Origin of the sequence: Paenibacillus sp. ALJ109b, from assembly GCF_010747435.1 — a bacterium.
GTDB classification, from domain to species: domain Bacteria; phylum Bacillota; class Bacilli; order Paenibacillales; family Paenibacillaceae; genus Paenibacillus; species Paenibacillus taichungensis.
The window spans coordinates 13,356-29,315 of the sequence record NZ_JAAIFP010000034.1 but is presented as its reverse complement, the minus strand read 5'-3'; the positions used below and the strand labels follow the sequence as shown (position 1 = coordinate 29,315).

General features: G+C 48.1%; 19 protein-coding genes. 13 read left to right on the top strand and 6 right to left on the bottom strand.

Annotated elements, in window-relative coordinates:
- The first annotated feature begins 16 nt into the window (after positions 1 to 16).
- From rsbW to G3352_RS27650, 3 genes are all read left to right on the top strand, one after another.
- The gene (gene rsbW / locus G3352_RS27660; protein WP_163761306.1) at positions 17 to 469 is read left to right on the top strand and encodes an anti-sigma B factor RsbW; all 453 of its coding nucleotides are present in this window, start codon (positions 17 to 19) and stop codon (positions 467 to 469) included.
- Positions 466 to 1,239, top strand: coding sequence for a sigma-70 family RNA polymerase sigma factor (locus G3352_RS27655; RefSeq protein WP_024631358.1), 774 nt, complete (start codon positions 466 to 468; stop codon positions 1,237 to 1,239). The genes rsbW and G3352_RS27655 overlap by 4 nt, the downstream gene beginning before the upstream one ends.
- Positions 1,240 to 1,349: 110 nt before the next feature.
- Positions 1,350 to 2,396, top strand: a complete 1,047-nt coding sequence (locus tag G3352_RS27650; RefSeq protein ID WP_240343261.1) for a magnesium transporter CorA family protein — start codon at positions 1,350 to 1,352, stop codon at positions 2,394 to 2,396.
- Positions 2,397 to 2,421: 25 nt separating this feature from the next.
- Here the strand turns inward: G3352_RS27650 and G3352_RS27645 are convergent, their stop codons facing one another.
- The 4 genes from G3352_RS27645 to G3352_RS27630 form a co-directional block, all read right to left on the bottom strand.
- Positions 2,422 to 2,787: a DUF5665 domain-containing protein gene (locus tag G3352_RS27645; RefSeq protein WP_024631356.1), complete on the bottom strand. Its 366-nt coding sequence runs from the start codon at positions 2,785 to 2,787 to the stop codon at positions 2,422 to 2,424.
- 81 nt (positions 2,788 to 2,868) lie between these two features.
- Positions 2,869 to 3,276 (bottom strand): YtxH domain-containing protein, encoded by a 408-nt coding sequence (locus G3352_RS27640; protein WP_099858577.1) that lies wholly within the window; start codon positions 3,274 to 3,276, stop codon positions 2,869 to 2,871.
- A 65-nt stretch (positions 3,277 to 3,341) separates the two neighbouring features.
- Positions 3,342 to 3,599, bottom strand: coding sequence for a GlsB/YeaQ/YmgE family stress response membrane protein (locus G3352_RS27635; RefSeq protein WP_163761305.1), 258 nt, complete (start codon positions 3,597 to 3,599; stop codon positions 3,342 to 3,344).
- 134 nt (positions 3,600 to 3,733) lie between these two features.
- Complete coding sequence (locus G3352_RS27630; protein WP_163761304.1) at positions 3,734 to 4,429, bottom strand: phosphatase PAP2 family protein; 696 nt, start codon at positions 4,427 to 4,429, stop codon at positions 3,734 to 3,736.
- A 179-nt stretch (positions 4,430 to 4,608) separates the two neighbouring features.
- Here G3352_RS27630 and G3352_RS27625 point away from each other — a divergent pair, with 179 nt between their 5' ends.
- Together G3352_RS27625 and G3352_RS27620 are read left to right on the top strand one after the other, a co-directional pair.
- Complete coding sequence (locus tag G3352_RS27625) at positions 4,609 to 5,628, top strand: asparaginase (protein ID WP_163761303.1); 1,020 nt, start codon at positions 4,609 to 4,611, stop codon at positions 5,626 to 5,628.
- A 143-nt stretch (positions 5,629 to 5,771) separates the two neighbouring features.
- Positions 5,772 to 6,497: a pirin family protein gene (locus tag G3352_RS27620; RefSeq protein WP_163761302.1), complete on the top strand. Its 726-nt coding sequence runs from the start codon at positions 5,772 to 5,774 to the stop codon at positions 6,495 to 6,497.
- 78 nt (positions 6,498 to 6,575) lie between these two features.
- Here the strand turns inward: G3352_RS27620 and G3352_RS27615 are convergent, their stop codons facing one another.
- Entirely contained in the window at positions 6,576 to 6,800 is a 225-nt protein-coding gene (locus G3352_RS27615) for a DUF1128 domain-containing protein (RefSeq protein WP_024631350.1), read from the bottom strand.
- Between the two features lie 160 nt (positions 6,801 to 6,960).
- Between G3352_RS27615 and yyaC the strand changes: the two genes are divergently transcribed.
- The 5 genes from yyaC to G3352_RS27590 all read left to right on the top strand — a co-directional run bounded on the left by yyaC (position 6,961) and on the right by G3352_RS27590 (position 13,119).
- On the top strand, positions 6,961 to 7,503 hold the full coding sequence (gene yyaC / locus G3352_RS27610; RefSeq protein WP_240343260.1) for a spore protease YyaC: 543 nt from the start codon (positions 6,961 to 6,963) through the stop codon (positions 7,501 to 7,503).
- Between the two features lie 76 nt (positions 7,504 to 7,579).
- Positions 7,580 to 8,371 (top strand): alpha/beta fold hydrolase, encoded by a 792-nt coding sequence (locus tag G3352_RS27605; RefSeq protein WP_163761300.1) that lies wholly within the window; start codon positions 7,580 to 7,582, stop codon positions 8,369 to 8,371.
- 240 nt (positions 8,372 to 8,611) lie between these two features.
- Entirely contained in the window at positions 8,612 to 9,301 is a 690-nt protein-coding gene (locus G3352_RS27600; RefSeq protein WP_163761299.1) for a DUF6483 family protein, read from the top strand.
- 90 nt (positions 9,302 to 9,391) lie between these two features.
- Positions 9,392 to 10,669: a class I SAM-dependent methyltransferase gene (locus G3352_RS27595; RefSeq protein WP_345940817.1), complete on the top strand. Its 1,278-nt coding sequence runs from the start codon at positions 9,392 to 9,394 to the stop codon at positions 10,667 to 10,669.
- Positions 10,670 to 11,871: 1,202 nt separating this feature from the next.
- Positions 11,872 to 13,119 (top strand): O-antigen ligase family protein, encoded by a 1,248-nt coding sequence (locus G3352_RS27590; RefSeq protein ID WP_345940816.1) that lies wholly within the window; start codon positions 11,872 to 11,874, stop codon positions 13,117 to 13,119.
- Between the two features lie 186 nt (positions 13,120 to 13,305).
- Here the strand turns inward: G3352_RS27590 and G3352_RS27585 are convergent, their stop codons facing one another.
- Positions 13,306 to 13,653, bottom strand: a complete 348-nt coding sequence (locus G3352_RS27585; protein WP_064640579.1) for a hypothetical protein — start codon at positions 13,651 to 13,653, stop codon at positions 13,306 to 13,308.
- Positions 13,654 to 13,813: 160 nt separating this feature from the next.
- Here G3352_RS27585 and uptA point away from each other — a divergent pair, with 160 nt between their 5' ends.
- Genes uptA through G3352_RS27570 form a run of 3 tightly spaced genes read left to right on the top strand, consistent with a single transcriptional unit; the run spans position 13,814 to position 15,639 of the window.
- A complete protein-coding gene (gene uptA, locus G3352_RS27580; RefSeq protein WP_113055372.1) occupies positions 13,814 to 14,428 on the top strand; it encodes an undecaprenyl phosphate transporter UptA in 615 nt (204 codons plus the stop codon).
- A gap of 2 nt (positions 14,429 to 14,430) precedes the next feature.
- A complete protein-coding gene (locus G3352_RS27575; RefSeq protein ID WP_113055371.1) occupies positions 14,431 to 15,000 on the top strand; it encodes a thioredoxin family protein in 570 nt (189 codons plus the stop codon).
- A gap of 6 nt (positions 15,001 to 15,006) precedes the next feature.
- Positions 15,007 to 15,639: an MBL fold metallo-hydrolase gene (locus tag G3352_RS27570; RefSeq protein ID WP_163761297.1), complete on the top strand. Its 633-nt coding sequence runs from the start codon at positions 15,007 to 15,009 to the stop codon at positions 15,637 to 15,639.
- Positions 15,640 to 15,960 lie beyond the last annotated feature (321 nt).

Below are 15,960 nucleotides of genomic sequence, written 5' to 3'. Positions count from 1 at the left end.
AAGGATCGAAAAAGGAATGAATGCAGAAGTTCAAAGAGTCACCCTTAATTTACCGGCGACAGCTGATTACGTTGATATTGTAAGACTCAATCTATATGGTGTTGCGTCCAAAATGGGATTTTCTTATGAGGACATTGAGGATATGAAGGTTGCTGTATCCGAGGCCTGTAATAACTCTGTACTGTATGCTTACTCACATGAAGGCGGCATGGTTGAGGTTGTGTTCGAAGTGGACAGTGACACGCTGGCTATCACCGTCAAAGATGAAGGAGCCAGCTTCGAGAACATTAACCCGGCGGTATCCCGTGCAGGTCTTCACGACAAAGAGCTGACAGATGCCCAAGTCGGTGGACTTGGATTTTACCTGATGCAGGCTCTGATGGACGATGTCAGTGTGGAAAGTGAGACGGGCAAAGGTACGAAAGTAGTACTCGTAAAACGTCTTGCAAGAAGTGAGGAGAAAGTATGAATGAAAAAGTGACTCCCCCAGAGTCCATGTCTGAAGCGATAGGTTTGATCTGGGAATACCAGCAAACCCAGGATAACGAAATAGCAACAGTTCTTATCCGCAAATATGAACCGATGGTGAAGATGGCAGCAGGTAAAATTGCGCGGAATCGACCCGATCTGTATGAGGATTTATATCAGACCGGGCAAATGGCCCTAATTCGTTTGCTTAAGCAATACGATATCAATCTGGGTATTCCGTTTGAACCTTATGCCATGAAGAGCATGATCGGTCATATGAAGAATTATTTGAGGGACAAGTCCTGGTATATTCAGGTGCCCCGCAGAATTAAGGAAAAGGGAGCACTTGTCCAGCATGCCATTGATGAATTAACAGTGAAGCTGGAGCGTTCACCAGGTGTGAACGAGATTGCTGAATACCTGGATTTAACCCCTGAGGAAACCATCGAAGTCTTAGCTGGTAGGGAATGTTATCACTATGTGTCACTGGATTCTCCGCTATCACAGGATGAGAGTGCAGCCACTTTAGGCGAACTGATCAGTTCTGATGTGAATGACTTCGATTCGGTTGAGAAGCGGATGGACTTGCAGCAGGCATTGGGACAATTGAAGGAACAGGAACAAAAAGTGCTTATTTTAGCATTTCAGGATGGTCAGTCGCAACGGGCAATTGCTCAGAAATTGGGAGTCTCCCAAATGAGTGTATCCCGTATCCAGAAGCGAGCTACTGAGAAATTAAAACAGATTATGTCGAATGCTTCATTATTATGAGATGTAGATCGGTGACGATATTGAGCACGGCATAGAGAAGGACACGTGATTCCAATGGAATGCATACGTGTCCTTTTTTGGAATCACTGATTTCCTAATGAACAGTATGAATGCAGGAGTGGATGTTTGTGATTGTGGATAAAGTCAAGCTGGAAGTGCGTCGAGACAAGGCTACCTACTCAGACCATTGGGAATGGTGGGATTGGGTGGCACCGGATCAGGAGAGTATGGCTGATGCCTTGGAGGAACTAACGAACGCATTTCCAGAAATGCAGTACTGGCTTCGCAAAATACCGGAGGTAGAGTCCAACTACCTGTCCGTCCGCTTCATGAACGGCACGGAGCCCGTGATATTCGGGTCATTATTATATGCGGTCAAGAATGAAAGAAACGATCAACGTAAAGATAATCAGATGTTTTTCTATGTGGATCAAGAAAGACTGGTTACCTTGAATGTAGATGACAATACCAGAGGTATTATGAATACAGGTGAACGTGCAGCCATGTTACAACAATGCAGTGAAGCCCGGGACGGTATGTTTGTGCTCTTTCGTGCGATCTTGCATTATTACCATGTGGGTATGGATCATTTTGAGATGAATTTGAGGGATTTGGAGCGGACGATGGAATCCCGCAATGCTCGCACGCTGATGGATCGGATCCTTGCGGCCAGATTCGAGTTGTTGTATTGGAGTAATCTGTTCATTCCGTATTCCGAATTGATGGCTGCCGCCAGGGAAGCCTATCTGGATGAATTGAAAGAGAATCGCTTTTTCCAGCAGCTCCAGCACCGGATCGAACGGATGGAGCGTTTGTTCAAACATTATGAGACAGAGATTGATACACTGATCTCCATTGATAATGCCATTTCAGGGGTGCGGGGCAATGAGATTATGAAGACGCTGACCCTTGTAACCTCGGTATTCACGCCCGCAACGGCTGCAGGAGCCATCTGGGGAATGAACTTCGAGAATCTGCCTTGGATCGACAAAACATGGGGTGTTGTACTCGTCCTTGCGCTTATCATCATCAGCATGATCGGCATGTATGTATGGATGATGATGAAGGGCTGGACAGGGGATCTGCTCAAAGTGAAGTCCTCCCAGCCGTCGGCCAAAGAAACAGAGAAGCGTGCCAATGGCAAACGAAGGCGATGACTTTGTCAGCCTCACCCTGTGCCTTTTATTTTTTATAATCTTCAATGTATCCCAGTAAGTCAGCAATATATTGTCCCACAATGGGCATGTTTACGAATTGACTGAGAATAAAAGCGAGCAGACCAAGAACGACGAAGGTCCCTACCGTCAAACCCAAACCACGTGCCATACCAGCGGTGAAGTTGGTAATGATACGTTTTTTGGGACTGCTGTAGTTTTCGATAATATCCTTGATTTGAGATTTTTCTAGACTGTCTGCAATCTGATCCAGTCTTGTGTTCAGGCGTTTGACCTCATGTCGCAATTCAAAAGGGTGTTCACTGGTATCATACTGTTGTGCAGGTTTTCCTCCGGTTATAGGCGTATTGCCGTTCATTGTGACTTTACTCATGTTCTTCCTCCTTTAATCTTGCAGTGGATAAAAAATAGCCAGCTGGAATACAGCTGGCTATTGGTCACTCGATCAAAAGCCTTACAGGCTGGTCGAGTTCAATTCTTTACGTGCATCTTCCTTCGCTTCTACAGAAGCGGCAGCCACTTCGTCCGACGCTTTGGATGCTTCATTCGCTACATCAGCGGAAGCTTTTCTTACGGAGTCCATCACGTCATTACGGCCTTGGTTTACCGTTTTTGCAATATCAGAAGTTTTGGAAGAGACCGTTTTAGCCAGTTCGGAAGCTTTATCACCGACAACCGCTGCAACTTCTTTTGTGCGATCTGTAACGATCCCCACTTTCTCGGAAAGGTCACCACGCAATTCGCGTCCTGGTTTAGGGGCAAAGAGTAGTGCTGCAGCTGCTCCCAGCAAACCTCCGATGAAAATTCCTTTGGCGAAAGTTGAACCGCTTTGTACAGGATATTGTTCTTCTGCTTTATTCATGTCAAATCACTCCTTCTTCAAATTTAAGAAACGGATACGAAACAACGAACACCTTGTTGGACCGATCAGGCAGCCTGTCTGAACAGTCTGGACACAAGCCCCAGCAAAAAGACAAAGACTGCTGTTCCAATGATGGCAGGAATTACGGCAAAGTTACCGATGACCGGTCCCCAGTTACCAAGCAAGAGTGCTCCCAGCCAAGCTCCGACAAATCCGGCAACCATTGCACCGATGATTCCTCCAGGCATGTTATGACCGGCAAGTGCATCACCGATTACACCGATAATGACTGCCATAACAATGCTGATAATGATACCCCACATAACAACCGCCTCCTTTGTGCTTGATGTAGGATGGTGTCTGTTCGCGTTTGCTTACTTCGTATATAAACGCCGTGCTTCCAGGTGAAACAATCAATCTAGAGAGATCTATACTGGAAATTATAGGATAGTGCAATTCAGATGGAACGTTGAATCCCTTTAATCATACAGAAGATCCAAGCCAGTCCAGCAGCAAATCCGGTGAAAACGTCGGTTGGAAAATGTACACCCAGCATGATGCGGCTGAGGCCAACCAAAAATATAAATGTTATTCCGCAAAGGACAGGCAGTGCAACTCCAGACACACGTTGATTTCGTTCAATTGCCCAGATGACAAAGAGCATGCCATAAAACCCCATCGAGATCATCGCATGGCCACTTGGAAAACTATATCCATGAACAACCAGCAGATGTTCCAGCTCAGGTCTACTGCGCCTGAATATTTCCTTCAATAAGGTGTTGAGAATCCACATCATGGCAAAACTGCTGAGTAACGCATAACCATATATGAGGAAACGGGGACGACGCTGCCACAAGAAAAGAGTTGAAAAACCGATAGCTGCGATGGCAGAAAGTCTGAAAGAACCGAGCGCAGTAATGAATGAAATGAAAGGCAGCAGATGAAGACGTGAATCCGAGTTCAGATAAAATAACTGCTGGATCCTTTCATCCAATGAAACGATAAAATCGTTACCCAGTAACGCTCCCAGAGCTGCCAGTATGAAGACGACCGAAACGCTGGCTATAATTCCAACACCAACCCAGTTGAGCAGTGGACGTACCGAAGTTTTGCGAGCTAACCCGGAAGTGGGTAAATGCGTTTTGCGCAGCATATATGAGAATCTCCTTTAGTGATGGTAGTAGGTAGATAAAGATTGATAAAGGATTACCCGAAATGTCTGTCGAAAAAACTGTAAAAACGTCGCTTTTGTACTATACTATTTAAGATATCCCATGCGGCGTCGTGACGCAAAGCAGAGATGAATTCGGGAGTATAAAGGAGAGAACTCGCATGGAGAGTGCCCTGTTAATTAAAGAATACCGTGCGGGCGTTATGGAATGCGCCCATTACGGACACATAAGCATTACGGATGAGAACGGCAATGTTGTATATTCAGCCGGCGATCCTCATTTTAGAGCGTTTACCCGTTCGTCCGCCAAGCCCTTTCAGGCCATTCCGGGGATTCGTGCTGGTATTGCCGGGCATTATGGTCTGACAGCTCAGGAGATTGCCATCATGTCTTCCTCGCACCGTTCGGAGCCGATGCATATTCAGGTGCTGGAGCAGATAGAAAGCAAAATAGGGTTGGGTGAAGAGTGCTTGATTTGCGCACCGAGTTACCCCCTCAATGAAGAAAGCCGAAATCAATGGCTGCGTGCTCAAGGAGAGAAGCGTCGTATTCTCCACAACTGCTCCGGCAAACATCTGGGCATTCTCGCATACACTCAGATGAAACAGGCCGATTTGGGAACTTATGCAGAGCCAGAACATCCGGTGCAGCGTGAAATTCTCGAGACCATGGCCTATATGGCAGGGATTGAACAGAAAGAGATTAAACTTGGGACGGATGGCTGCGGCTTTCCGGTATTTTCGTTGCCGTTATCGGCATTGTCGAACGCATATCTGAAGCTGGCTTGCCCGGATCTGATCGAAGACCCATCTACACGCTCCGCGGTAGAGACCATTACTGGAGCCATGAACGAATATCCGTTAATGGTAGGAGGAACGCAGCGTGTAGATTCCGTGCTGCTTGAAGACAGCAACATTGTAGCCAAAGGTGGCTTCAAGGGTGTGTTTGGTTTTGCCCTGAAAAAGGAACGCCTCGGAATTACGTTCAAAGTGCTTGACGGTTCTGAAGAAGAATGGGCCTATATTGCCCAATCCATTCTGGAGCAGATTGGATATAGCAATCGGAAAACTATCGAACGACTGGCAGAAGTATATCCACCTGACATTCGGAACGACGCCGGTAAAGTCGTAGGGCGGGCAGAGATCGAATTCAAGCTTCACTCACCTGAAGAAAGCGTATAACCATATGCAAGGGGCGTGATTAGAATTCCCGGACCACGGGTAAAGATGACATACCAACTGGTATTGATCTATAGAATTCTAAATATACACGCAAGAACTGCTGCGATAGTACGGCAGCTCTAAACCCTTGGAGGTGGATGAACATGATTAAAGTAGTGACATCAGAAGAAAGGCACACGTCGGATCGAGGTTGGATACACAGTGAATTCAGCTTTTCCTTTGCGGACTATGATGATCCAAGCAATGCCCATTTTGGTTGTCTTCTGGCTCATAATGACAACACACTGATGCCGCAGGAAGGCTTTAAGCGACATCCACATCATGACTTGGAGATTGTTAGTTATGTAATATCAGGTACGTTGAAACATACGGATAGCATGGGAACGGAGCAATTGTTGGAACCGGGAACGGTTCAGGTCATGAGTGCGGGTACCGGAGTAGAGCATTCAGAGACTAACCCGTCAGAGGATGAACCTGTACGCTTTCTACAGATGTGGTTTCTGCCATCCCAGCGCATGTTGAAGCCCTCGTATACTAATCGTCGTGTAGAGGCTCAGGAGTATCTGAACCGTCTTTGTCCGATTGTATCAGGGCGAGGGGGAGAAGGAGCAGAGGGAGCATTGCCTATTTCACAGGATGTAACTTGCTATCTATCCCATCTAGAATCCGGTCAAAAATTAATGTACCCTCAACATGAGGATAGGCGTACACATCTCTTCCTTATTAGTGGCCATATCGAGATTGTATGTTCAGATGGCAACTTCACTCTCAAGCCGGGTGATGCTGCACGAATCCGCAAAAGCTGTGATTTGCAAATTACAGGTACAGGCAGCGATACTGCTGAATTTGTATTGGTGGATTTGCCTTGACGGAAAAAACAAATGTAAGAGGACCTGTTTCCACTGTGATGTGGAGAACAGGTCCTCTTTTCCATGGGCTATGCCGCCCTAGGATTTGCGGAGATTACCCAGTTCGGAAGCGACAGCTTCCACTTCAGAGATACTCAGATGTTCCTTACCCAGGACCATCTCATACAGGTCAAACAAATCTTCATACTTGTCGAGTGGGAAAGCTGAAGCCTGCATGGCAGCTCCACTGGCCATCCGCAGCTTCGTTTTGATCGCTTCAATCATATATTCCATGTTGGCTGCGCTTGCTTGCGTTAAATCCATCGTTATGTCCATCCCTTCCGTATCGGAAACTGTTGTCATTGTATCATGATTGGACAGGCCCAGGCCAATGCTTTTGCGGCGAAATCAAGCATCGGGTAAAATGAGGAATATAACAATAGAGCCTCAGGTAGGGAGCACATGTGTAAAGGAGGTAAATAGATTGGCAACATATAAGCGGGAATTGGTTCGTCATCAAAGTAGGGAAGCCCGCCAAAATGTGCAGGGAGAAGACTTGGTATTATTTTTCAAGCACATATATAAGCTTCATTCACCGGATGAAATCACCTTTGTCTGTATCGGGACGGACCGTTCCACCGGTGATGCACTGGGCCCACTGACAGGTAGTCTGCTACAGGAGGCCGGAGTAAATCACATTGTAGGGACGCTGGCGTCTCCTTGTGATGCTGATACGCTGGAGAAGAGGCTGGCGCTTGTCCCGTCACATCATGCTATCATCGCCATAGATGCTTGTCTGGGTCCAAAACAGGCAACAGGTACATACTATCTCGCAGAACATCCACTCATTCCGGCAAAATCGGTTGGAGGCAAGCTGCCGCCAGTTGGTCATTACAGCGTGGCTGCTGTAGTGAATTCTAATGGACCGAGACCTTATTCCATTCTACAGATGACCTCGCTTCATTTCGTTATGGGCATGTCCAGAATGATTGCAGAGGCGGTCGCCGAAGCAGTGAAATACAGATAAACGTTTCATTAATGATATGCAGGCTTAATAATATACAACTTGAATTAATTTAATTCGCGCAGAGAGAGGGATTTATATGGAAAAAGTGATGTGTGACGGAACGACGATTTGTTATGCCGAACAGGGTAAGGGAGAAGCACTCATTTTGCTCCACGGATACTGCGGCAGTTCATCCTACTGGGATGAAGTAGTGCCTGAGCTTGCACGCAGCTATCGTTGCATCGTACCCGATCTGCGTGGACATGGCAAAACGGACGCGCCTGTAGGTAGTTATACCATTGATCAGATGGGCAATGACGTATTGCAATTAATGGACGAGCTAGAGGTGGACAAGGCTGTCCTGCTCGGTCACTCCATGGGCGGATATATCGCACTTTCTATCGCACAGCGCCATCCAGAACGATTGAATGCCTTCGGCTTGATTCATTCCACAGCGTATCCGGATAGTGAAGAGGGCAAGGAAAAACGTCTTCGCGCAGTATCCACCATTCAGACGGAAGGTATTGTTCACTTTGTAGATGGGCTGGTTCCCGGCTTGTTTGCACCAGAACATGTGGAATCGCTATCGACGCAAGTGACACGTGTGAAGGAAATTGGTTATCAGACTGCGCCGCAAGGAGCAACTGGAGCCGCACTGGCTATGCGGGAACGGCCGGACCGCCGTGATGTATTATCAGCTACACCGCTTCCCGTCCTGTTGGTTGCCGGCGAGAAGGATGCTGTCATTCCGCCGGAACGAACATTCACAAGTGACAAGCCACATATTACACAAGCCGTGATTCCTGGAGCAGGACATATGAGCATGTATGAAGCTCCGGAAGAACTAATTCAGGTCATTAAACAATTTTTGACGGGATTATCGAAGTAATAATGGAACATGAATAGAGTATCCGATGATTTCGCCTCCTTAGCGGATCGTCGGTACCTTGCTAAACCCCTGCATCGTTCGCTCAAGAACGGCAGGGGTTTTATTTGTTCAGGGCCAGAGCATAGGACGAGCTATAGACCATGTTTTGGCTTTTTGTCATGGCATGAATTAAAATGATGAGAATGGATCATGCAAGTGAAACTGGAATGTACACGATCGAACGATGAGGGGGCACATAGCATGTTCAGGAAAGATTATCTGCTCCGCATGATGGAGGAAATGACAGAAGCGATCGGCAAAGTATTTACACTTAAACAACAGCGAAAACACACGGAGGCTCTGTCCGAGCTGGACGAGCTGCTGCGTAGGCAGTTTGGACTGAATTTATCTCTGCTGAACTCACTGCCGGCCGAAGATGTCATTGAAATGTTCCGTTTTCGTGGCGTCATTGAAGTGGACAATCTGCAACAAGCCGCCAGGCTGATCGAAGAAGAAGCGTACATTTATAATGAAAAAGCCAAAGTAGAGGGCATAGATGACCAGGAAAAAATGGAGTCAGAGGATGAAGCACTCATTCGTCTGATGAGATCACTTCATTTTTACCTGTACGCACTGAATAATGGGGCTAATTCGAGGCTGCTGGATGCTCCAGATCGTGTGGAGGGAATATTGGAGCAGACGAAACAATATGAACTTCCGGCACGAACGGAAAAGCAGCTTGCCCTGTATCGTGAACAGCAGGGGCGTTATGATCAGGCTGAGAATAGCTGGTACAGACTGCTGCAGGTAGACGACAGCCATCCCATTCAGTATCGGGGTGAGGTACAGGCTTTCTATGAAAGGTTAAGACAACTGGAAGATGAGCAATTGCAACAAGGTGGCTTGCCTCGTGAGGAAGTGGAAGAGGGGCTTGCCGAGCTGAACCGTTAAACCGATGAATAGGCCGTTAACTTGGAGAGGGAACGGAATTGTGTTATGGTAACGGTTGACCAAACCAAACCGAAAGTGAGATGTACCCCCGTGGATTCATTGCGAAAGCTTATACAAGACATCTTTGAACAGAATTCGCTGATTACAGCGACCTGGAGCCAGCTGCGCAGACGGGACAATGTCTCGTATACGAAAGTGCAAGTCAAGCCGGTAACGCTCAAGAATCAGCTTCATTATCAATTCGCATTTCATTATACCAACAAAGTGCTGCACGAGAATTTGACTCCGGATGAAGCGGCAGAACGCATGACTTTGCTATGCGAAGAGACGTTTCGTCAAGGACTGCTCTGTACTACAGACGCAGACTATCAAATTTTGATCAGCAAAAAATATAAAGTGTCCATCCTAACCAAGTCGGCTTCCAAAACTGCGGTGGACCTCTCGCATAATCGCAAAAAGCAATATGTGCTGGAAGATGGAGTTCCCGTTTCGTTCCTGGTCGAGCTGGGGATTATGAGCGAGGAAGGCCGCGTTTTGGCTCGTAAGTACGACAAGTTCAGACAGATCAACCGTTTCCTAGAGATGGTACAGGATGTCATCCCGCATCTGCCGGAGGGCCGTCCACTTACCATTGTTGATTTTGGTTGCGGAAAGTCTTATCTCACCTTTGCTTTATATCACTATTTGTCCGTACAACAGCGCAGATCGCTCAAAATTATTGGCCTCGACTTAAAAGCCGATGTTATTGAACACTGTAATGATCTGGCAAACAAATTGCATTATGGTGACCTGAAGTTCCTCGTTGGGGACATCGCTGACTACGACGAGCTCAATGAAGTGGATATGGTTGTAACGCTGCATGCCTGTGATACAGCAACCGATGCCGCTTTGGAGAAAGCCGTTCGTTGGGGCGCTTCCGTCATTCTATCTGTACCGTGCTGTCAGCACGAGCTATTTGACCAGATTGAATCCAACGTGATGAACCCGTTGTTGTCACACGGTATTCTGAAGGAACGCTTCTCCGCTTTGGCAACGGATGCCATTCGGGCCAAGCTGCTCGATCTGATGGGATACAAAACGCAGTTGCTCGAATTTATCGACATGGAGCATACGCCGAAAAATATATTAATCCGTGCCGTACGAGGCCAGGCTGGACAGACTGCTGACATGTGGAACGAATATACTGCATTCCGTGATTTCATTCACGCAGATCCTTATTTGGAGCGGGCATGTGCGGACTTGCTTCCAGGTGACGGCAAGATGAAAGAAGCTGAGCAGAACCATGGGGCAGATGCGAGCCAAGAGAATTCAAATGAGGAATCGATCAAAGGTGTCACCCAAGATGCCAGCCACTGTGATCATTGTTGAATGTGAATGCCTATGGAACAATGAAGAGTGATGCATAATGTTTGACGACAGATGGCAAAAAGGATGATATATGATTGAGTTGCTTGATCCTTTGAGACGATGCAGTTCGTCTGTCATCGCCATTGACGGGACATACTGGTAAGAGGGTCCCGTGAAAATATATATAATGTGCCAAAGGCATGAGATCAGGCAGAAGACCCTATTGGGAGCTTCTGTCTTTTTTTGTTTGAAATTAATTAAGAAGAATACGGAGACGGGAGAAAGGGAGGAGGCGCATGAAGGAGGCGAGATCAGATAAGAAGACTAAGTGGAGTTCAGAATCGGCACTAACGGCAGTTCTTGGTTTAATTGCAGTGGCGTTACTCTTGGCAGGGTGTCTATGTAGGGGATTGTTTTATGCTACGGACGTATATCCCATGGTACTCATGGCATCAGGAAGTGTACTTATTTGGTTTGTTTTGTTTATTATGTGTTTCAATGCACCGAAGACGATAGGGCAGCTAGGGATTGCTCAGTGGTTGGATTACTTCAAACGACTATATGTGGCCATTATGCAGTATGCTCATTTCCGCTGGATACTTTGGCCCCTGGCTATGGCAGTCTGGTTTGGCCTGCATGTATGGATGGGCTCTGTCAGTGTACAGGGAAGCTTGGATGAGATGCTGCGCTGGAGCCTTCTGGCGATATTTGCGTTGCTAACCGTCATATTGGCATCACGTGCGAACGGAGCGCGATGGTTTGCATGCGGCTGGCAATTGGCAGGTGGCCTGCTTGTGCTAAGCGGAGTACTTGCCGCGTGTGGTGTGCTGCCGCTGCCTTATGGGGTCATGCGAACCGCTGACCCCGAGATTAGCTCCGCCGGAGCCCGGCTCGGCGGATTGCTGCAGTACCCCAATGCGTACGGTGCCGTTGTTGGCATGTACGCATTGGAGCGGCTGGCTGCCGCCGCGCGCGCCATAGCCCGGCCGTTGTCGGCCGGGCGGCTCATCGCGGCAGTGCTGCCGCTCATGCCCGCGCAAGCCGCGCTCCTGCTGAGCGAGTCGCGCGGCGCTTGGCTGGCGACCGGCTGTGCCGCGGTCGCCGTCTTCGCTTTGCAGCGGCGCGGTGCCCGCCTGCCGCTGCTGCTGGCCACGGCCGCGCCACTGGCGTGCGCGGCCTGGCTCTACCGCCAGCTGGCTGCGGCCCAGCTGGCGCCTGCACCCGTGCCCGGCCTGCTGGCACTGGCCGGGTCATGGGCAGCTGCGCTGCTCGGCACGCTGCTGCTGTGCCGTTTGTGGCACAGCAGCGCTCGTGTACGCGCCGCTGCCCTCACGGCCACAGTGCTGGCGGGAATCACCGCTGCCACTGTGGCCGTGGCCTCCACCGCCGACCGCATGGCGGCTGGCGTGGGCACAGGGCTGTCCCGCCTTCAGATGTGGCGGGACGCCCTGAAGCTCTGGACCGAGGCCGCATGGCTGGGCCACGGGGGAGAGACATGGCGCAGCATGTTTCGCGCCATCCAATCCTCGCCTTATGTTGGAGGCGAGGTCCACAACGGCTTCCTCGATCTGGCTCTCGATACAGGCGTGATCGGGTTGCTGCTCATCGCCGGATGGTTCTTTTTCACTCTGCGGACGATGTGGAGGCAAGCACCTCAGCTGCTGCCTTCGGTTATTATTTTTGGCCTCCATGGCGCAATGGACTTTGACTGGAGCTTCACCTTCCTCTGGATGATATTCATTTGGCTGGGGGGCTGGGCCCTCTCGTCGCCAACTCTACAGGAATCCGCGGCTGACAAAAAGCGGTCTCGTTTTCTCCGTCCGTTAAGCCCATGGCCTCAACGGATATTAACCGGACTGTTCGTCATGTTTTGGCTTGGCGGCACAGTCTGGCTTGCTGGACAACAGGTGGCGGCAGAACAACAATATCGTCTAGCCATGTCAAAAGATTCAGGAGATACTGAGCGTAAAGCGCTACTTACTGCGGCGTACAAGTTCAACCCCTACAGACCGGATATCGCCATCTCCCTGTCCCGTGCGCTTCCAGCGAAAAAAGCTGAATCGATATTGGTGCAGAGCTTGTCCTGTTCCCCTGTTTCACCCCAACTCTACAGAGAGCTGGGGCGGTTAGCCGCTCAATCGGGTAGAGGAGAATCGGCTGGGAACTATTTTGAACATGGCCTGGCCCTAAATCGTTTTGACGCGTCCAGCCAGTCCCAAGCCTTGTATTGGATGGAACAGGCATCACGGAGGGAACTGGCGTCAGGGTATGCTGAACGAGGAAGGCAGACCGCTGCTGCTGGAGTAAGGATGTACGAACGTTATAGACAACTGGCTGAAGAAGTGGCAGCAGGGGAGGAGAGAAATGATCGACGTTTTGGGCTTGGAGAAGAAGCATCACGTTATGGGGATAATCTGCGCCTCCTTGCTTTTGGTCCACATGCTTCAGAAGTGACTAGAAAGAGTCCCTGAATATCTGACCTCATTCAACGCTAAAAGTGAACGAGATCCATGAAAACATTGATTCAATATTTAACATGATGAACGATCTCTCATGGATTCAACGAAAGTATTGCTTTACGCCTCAGTTCAGGTTATTCAAAATCGACCAATATGCTTTACAATTACCTGTTCGTTTACCTGTTCATTGCTTTCAACCTACAACCGGTATCCGCCAAACGCATTCTTAAAGGCAGCTTGCAGCGGTTCTACCTCCACACCCCATAGAGTCGCAATCTCTAAGCTGACATCCGCGTTCCACCATTCGCATAATTTTTTGCGATTATCCCGATTTTCTCCGATCCAGAGCAGATTGGCGATGACCTTCCCATAATACAATTCTTCCGCTTGCTTCATCAGCTCGGGGGAGATATATACCTTTAACTTTTTGGCTGTTCGATACAGCTCTTTGCTGCATGCTCTTCGGATACCGCGGGCAGAAGGTAGCTTCTGGCCTGGGGTGTTATGTTTGACCGGGGGAGTACCGGGTGCTGATTTGAATGACATCTTCTCACGCTCCTCTCCCGATACCATATGCAAACGGCTGCCTGCGGGACACTATCCCAGACGGGTGAAGTAGCAACAGCTAGAGGCCTGTGATAAAATAGGGACGAACATCCATGGTGCGGAAGGGCACTGCCAATCAGGATGAAGAAAGAGGGTCGAGATGGACGTTATTCATAACATTGTCAATCAATTATTCGATTGGATTCAGAGTCTTGGATACTTTGGAATTATGCTTGGACTAATGCTTGAAGTTATTCCGAGTGAAATTGTACTGGCATATGGAGGTTTTCTCGTTTCACAAGGCCATATTAATTTTTTCGGTGCAATGATTTTTGGTACTGTGGGCGGTGTCATAGCCCAGCTATTTATTTACTGGATTGGCCGTTATGGCGGAAGACCTGTACTTGAACGCTACGGAAAATACATATTGATCCAGAAAAAGCACATCGACCATTCCGAAGAGTGGTTCCGCAAGTATGGGACAGGTGTCATTTTCACGGCGCGTTTTGTTCCGGTCGTAAGACATGCCATATCGATTCCTGCCGGTATTTCCAAAATGCATACGGGTCGATTTATTTTGTTGACAACCCTCGCTGTTATACCTTGGTCTGCATTGTTTATATATTTAGGGATGATACTTGGAGATCAATGGCAACATATCAACGAGAAAGCGGCACCTTATATTATGCCGATTCTGCTCGTTGCTCTCGCACTTATGATTATTTATGTACTTATTAAATGGATGAATGCTCGTAAAAAGAAGGGAAGTGTCTAGTTATGGGAAAACCAAACTTGTCTCACAAATTCGGTAAAGGTCTGCCACCGAAAGAATTCATTGAGAGCATGACGAAGAACCAAAGTGAGTTTCAGGCAAACTATGACAGCTTTGCATGGCCAAGCGAGGATGATCGTGAATTTTTCGAAAGCCTGAATCACCGCGATGATTTGCGTGTGTTAATTTTGGCTGCTGACTGGTGTGGTGACGTGGTACGTAATGTTCCGGTCGTATTCCAGGCACTGGAAATATCCGGCATTCCGACAGAAGTTCTTATTTTGGAAAATCACCCTGAAGTGATGGATGAGTTCCTTACGATGGGCGGACGCTCTGTCCCTGTCGTTATTTTTGCAGATACGGGCGGACATGTACTGGGTCAATGGGGACCTCGTCCACAACATGTGCAGGAAGTTATGGTTGAATTCAAACGTCTCAACCCGGACCGTGAAGCGGCAGATTATCAGGATAATTTGGCTGTTGCACGTCAAGAGATTGGGAAACGTTATGGGGAAGGAACGGAGTCAAATGCAGCTATTATCCGTGAGCTGCGTGAACTGATTTCGGGTTACTGAGCCGATATGCTTAACATTCGCACATTTTCTTTGGGACCGCTCCAGACCAATGCGTATCTGTTGCAGGGCGATGATCCAGGTAAAGCCGTAATCATTGACCCGGGAATGAATCCGGGCCCATTACTCAAAGCCATTCAGGACCTTGAGATTGAAGCGATCCTGCTCACTCACGCGCATTTTGATCATATGGGCGGCGTGGATGAAATTCGCAAATTGAAAGGCTGTCCCGTTTATTTGCATGACTTGGAGAGTGATTGGCTCACAACGCCGAAATTGAATGGTTCTTTGAACTGGCCTCAGGCTACCCCGCCGTTATCGACAGATCCAGCTGAATATGCCTTGGACGAAGGTCAGACGTTGAACTTTATTGGTCATACGTTCAAAGTGTACCATACACCAGGACACTCACCAGGCAGTGTAAGTCTGCTATGTGGTGAGGATCTGTTTGCTGGAGATGTTCTGTTCCGTATGGGTGTAGGCAGAACGGATCTGACAGGAGGCCGTGAACGGGATCTGATTAATTCAATCCAGAACAAGTTGTACACCTTCTCGGATGAGGTCAAAGTGTATCCAGGTCATGGTCCCAAAACGACAATCGGTTATGAGAAGAAGAACAATCCTTACGTGTCTGCAAGATGATCCGACAATTTATGTGAAGAAAGTCTGGACAAGTGACAACTTTTTCATTAGAATAGCAATTAGTTGTTACAAGCGTTAAAGCACCATCTAACTGAAGCAATACAAAGAAACACCCTAACTTGCGAAGCACGCAGACTGTGGTCTATACCCGGTTTGCGTTCTTTTTTTGTTTTCAGCCACTTTTTCATTAAAGTTACATCCCGTTTAGCCCTACATACAGATCGTTGACAAGTATCTACAGAAGATCGTTTTAGTCCAATTAGTAAGTCGAATTATAATATGCATAGATGATAATAGTCAGAAGAATATGAAACAATAGCT

Excerpts from the sequence above, each read along its gene's own strand:
- rsbW (WP_163761306.1), top strand. The coding sequence starts at position 17 with ATGAATGCAGAAGTTCAAAGAGTCACCCTTAATTTACCGGCGACAGCT.
- G3352_RS27655 (WP_024631358.1), top strand. The coding sequence starts at position 466 with ATGAATGAAAAAGTGACTCCCCCAGAGTCCATGTCTGAAGCGATAGGT.
- G3352_RS27650 (WP_240343261.1), top strand. The coding sequence starts at position 1,350 with ATGCAGGAGTGGATGTTTGTGATTGTGGATAAAGTCAAGCTGGAAGTG.
- G3352_RS27645 (WP_024631356.1), bottom strand. The coding sequence starts at position 2,787 with ATGAGTAAAGTCACAATGAACGGCAATACGCCTATAACCGGAGGAAAA.
- G3352_RS27640 (WP_099858577.1), bottom strand. The coding sequence starts at position 3,276 with ATGAATAAAGCAGAAGAACAATATCCTGTACAAAGCGGTTCAACTTTC.
- G3352_RS27635 (WP_163761305.1), bottom strand. The coding sequence starts at position 3,599 with ATGTGGGGTATCATTATCAGCATTGTTATGGCAGTCATTATCGGTGTA.
- G3352_RS27630 (WP_163761304.1), bottom strand. The coding sequence starts at position 4,429 with ATGCTGCGCAAAACGCATTTACCCACTTCCGGGTTAGCTCGCAAAACT.
- G3352_RS27625 (WP_163761303.1), top strand. The coding sequence starts at position 4,609 with ATGGAGAGTGCCCTGTTAATTAAAGAATACCGTGCGGGCGTTATGGAA.
- G3352_RS27620 (WP_163761302.1), top strand. The coding sequence starts at position 5,772 with ATGATTAAAGTAGTGACATCAGAAGAAAGGCACACGTCGGATCGAGGT.
- G3352_RS27615 (WP_024631350.1), bottom strand. The coding sequence starts at position 6,800 with ATGGATTTAACGCAAGCAAGCGCAGCCAACATGGAATATATGATTGAA.
- G3352_RS27605 (WP_163761300.1), top strand. The coding sequence starts at position 7,580 with ATGGAAAAAGTGATGTGTGACGGAACGACGATTTGTTATGCCGAACAG.
- G3352_RS27600 (WP_163761299.1), top strand. The coding sequence starts at position 8,612 with ATGTTCAGGAAAGATTATCTGCTCCGCATGATGGAGGAAATGACAGAA.
- G3352_RS27585 (WP_064640579.1), bottom strand. The coding sequence starts at position 13,653 with ATGTCATTCAAATCAGCACCCGGTACTCCCCCGGTCAAACATAACACC.
- uptA (WP_113055372.1), top strand. The coding sequence starts at position 13,814 with ATGGACGTTATTCATAACATTGTCAATCAATTATTCGATTGGATTCAG.
- G3352_RS27575 (WP_113055371.1), top strand. The coding sequence starts at position 14,431 with ATGGGAAAACCAAACTTGTCTCACAAATTCGGTAAAGGTCTGCCACCG.
- G3352_RS27570 (WP_163761297.1), top strand. The coding sequence starts at position 15,007 with ATGCTTAACATTCGCACATTTTCTTTGGGACCGCTCCAGACCAATGCG.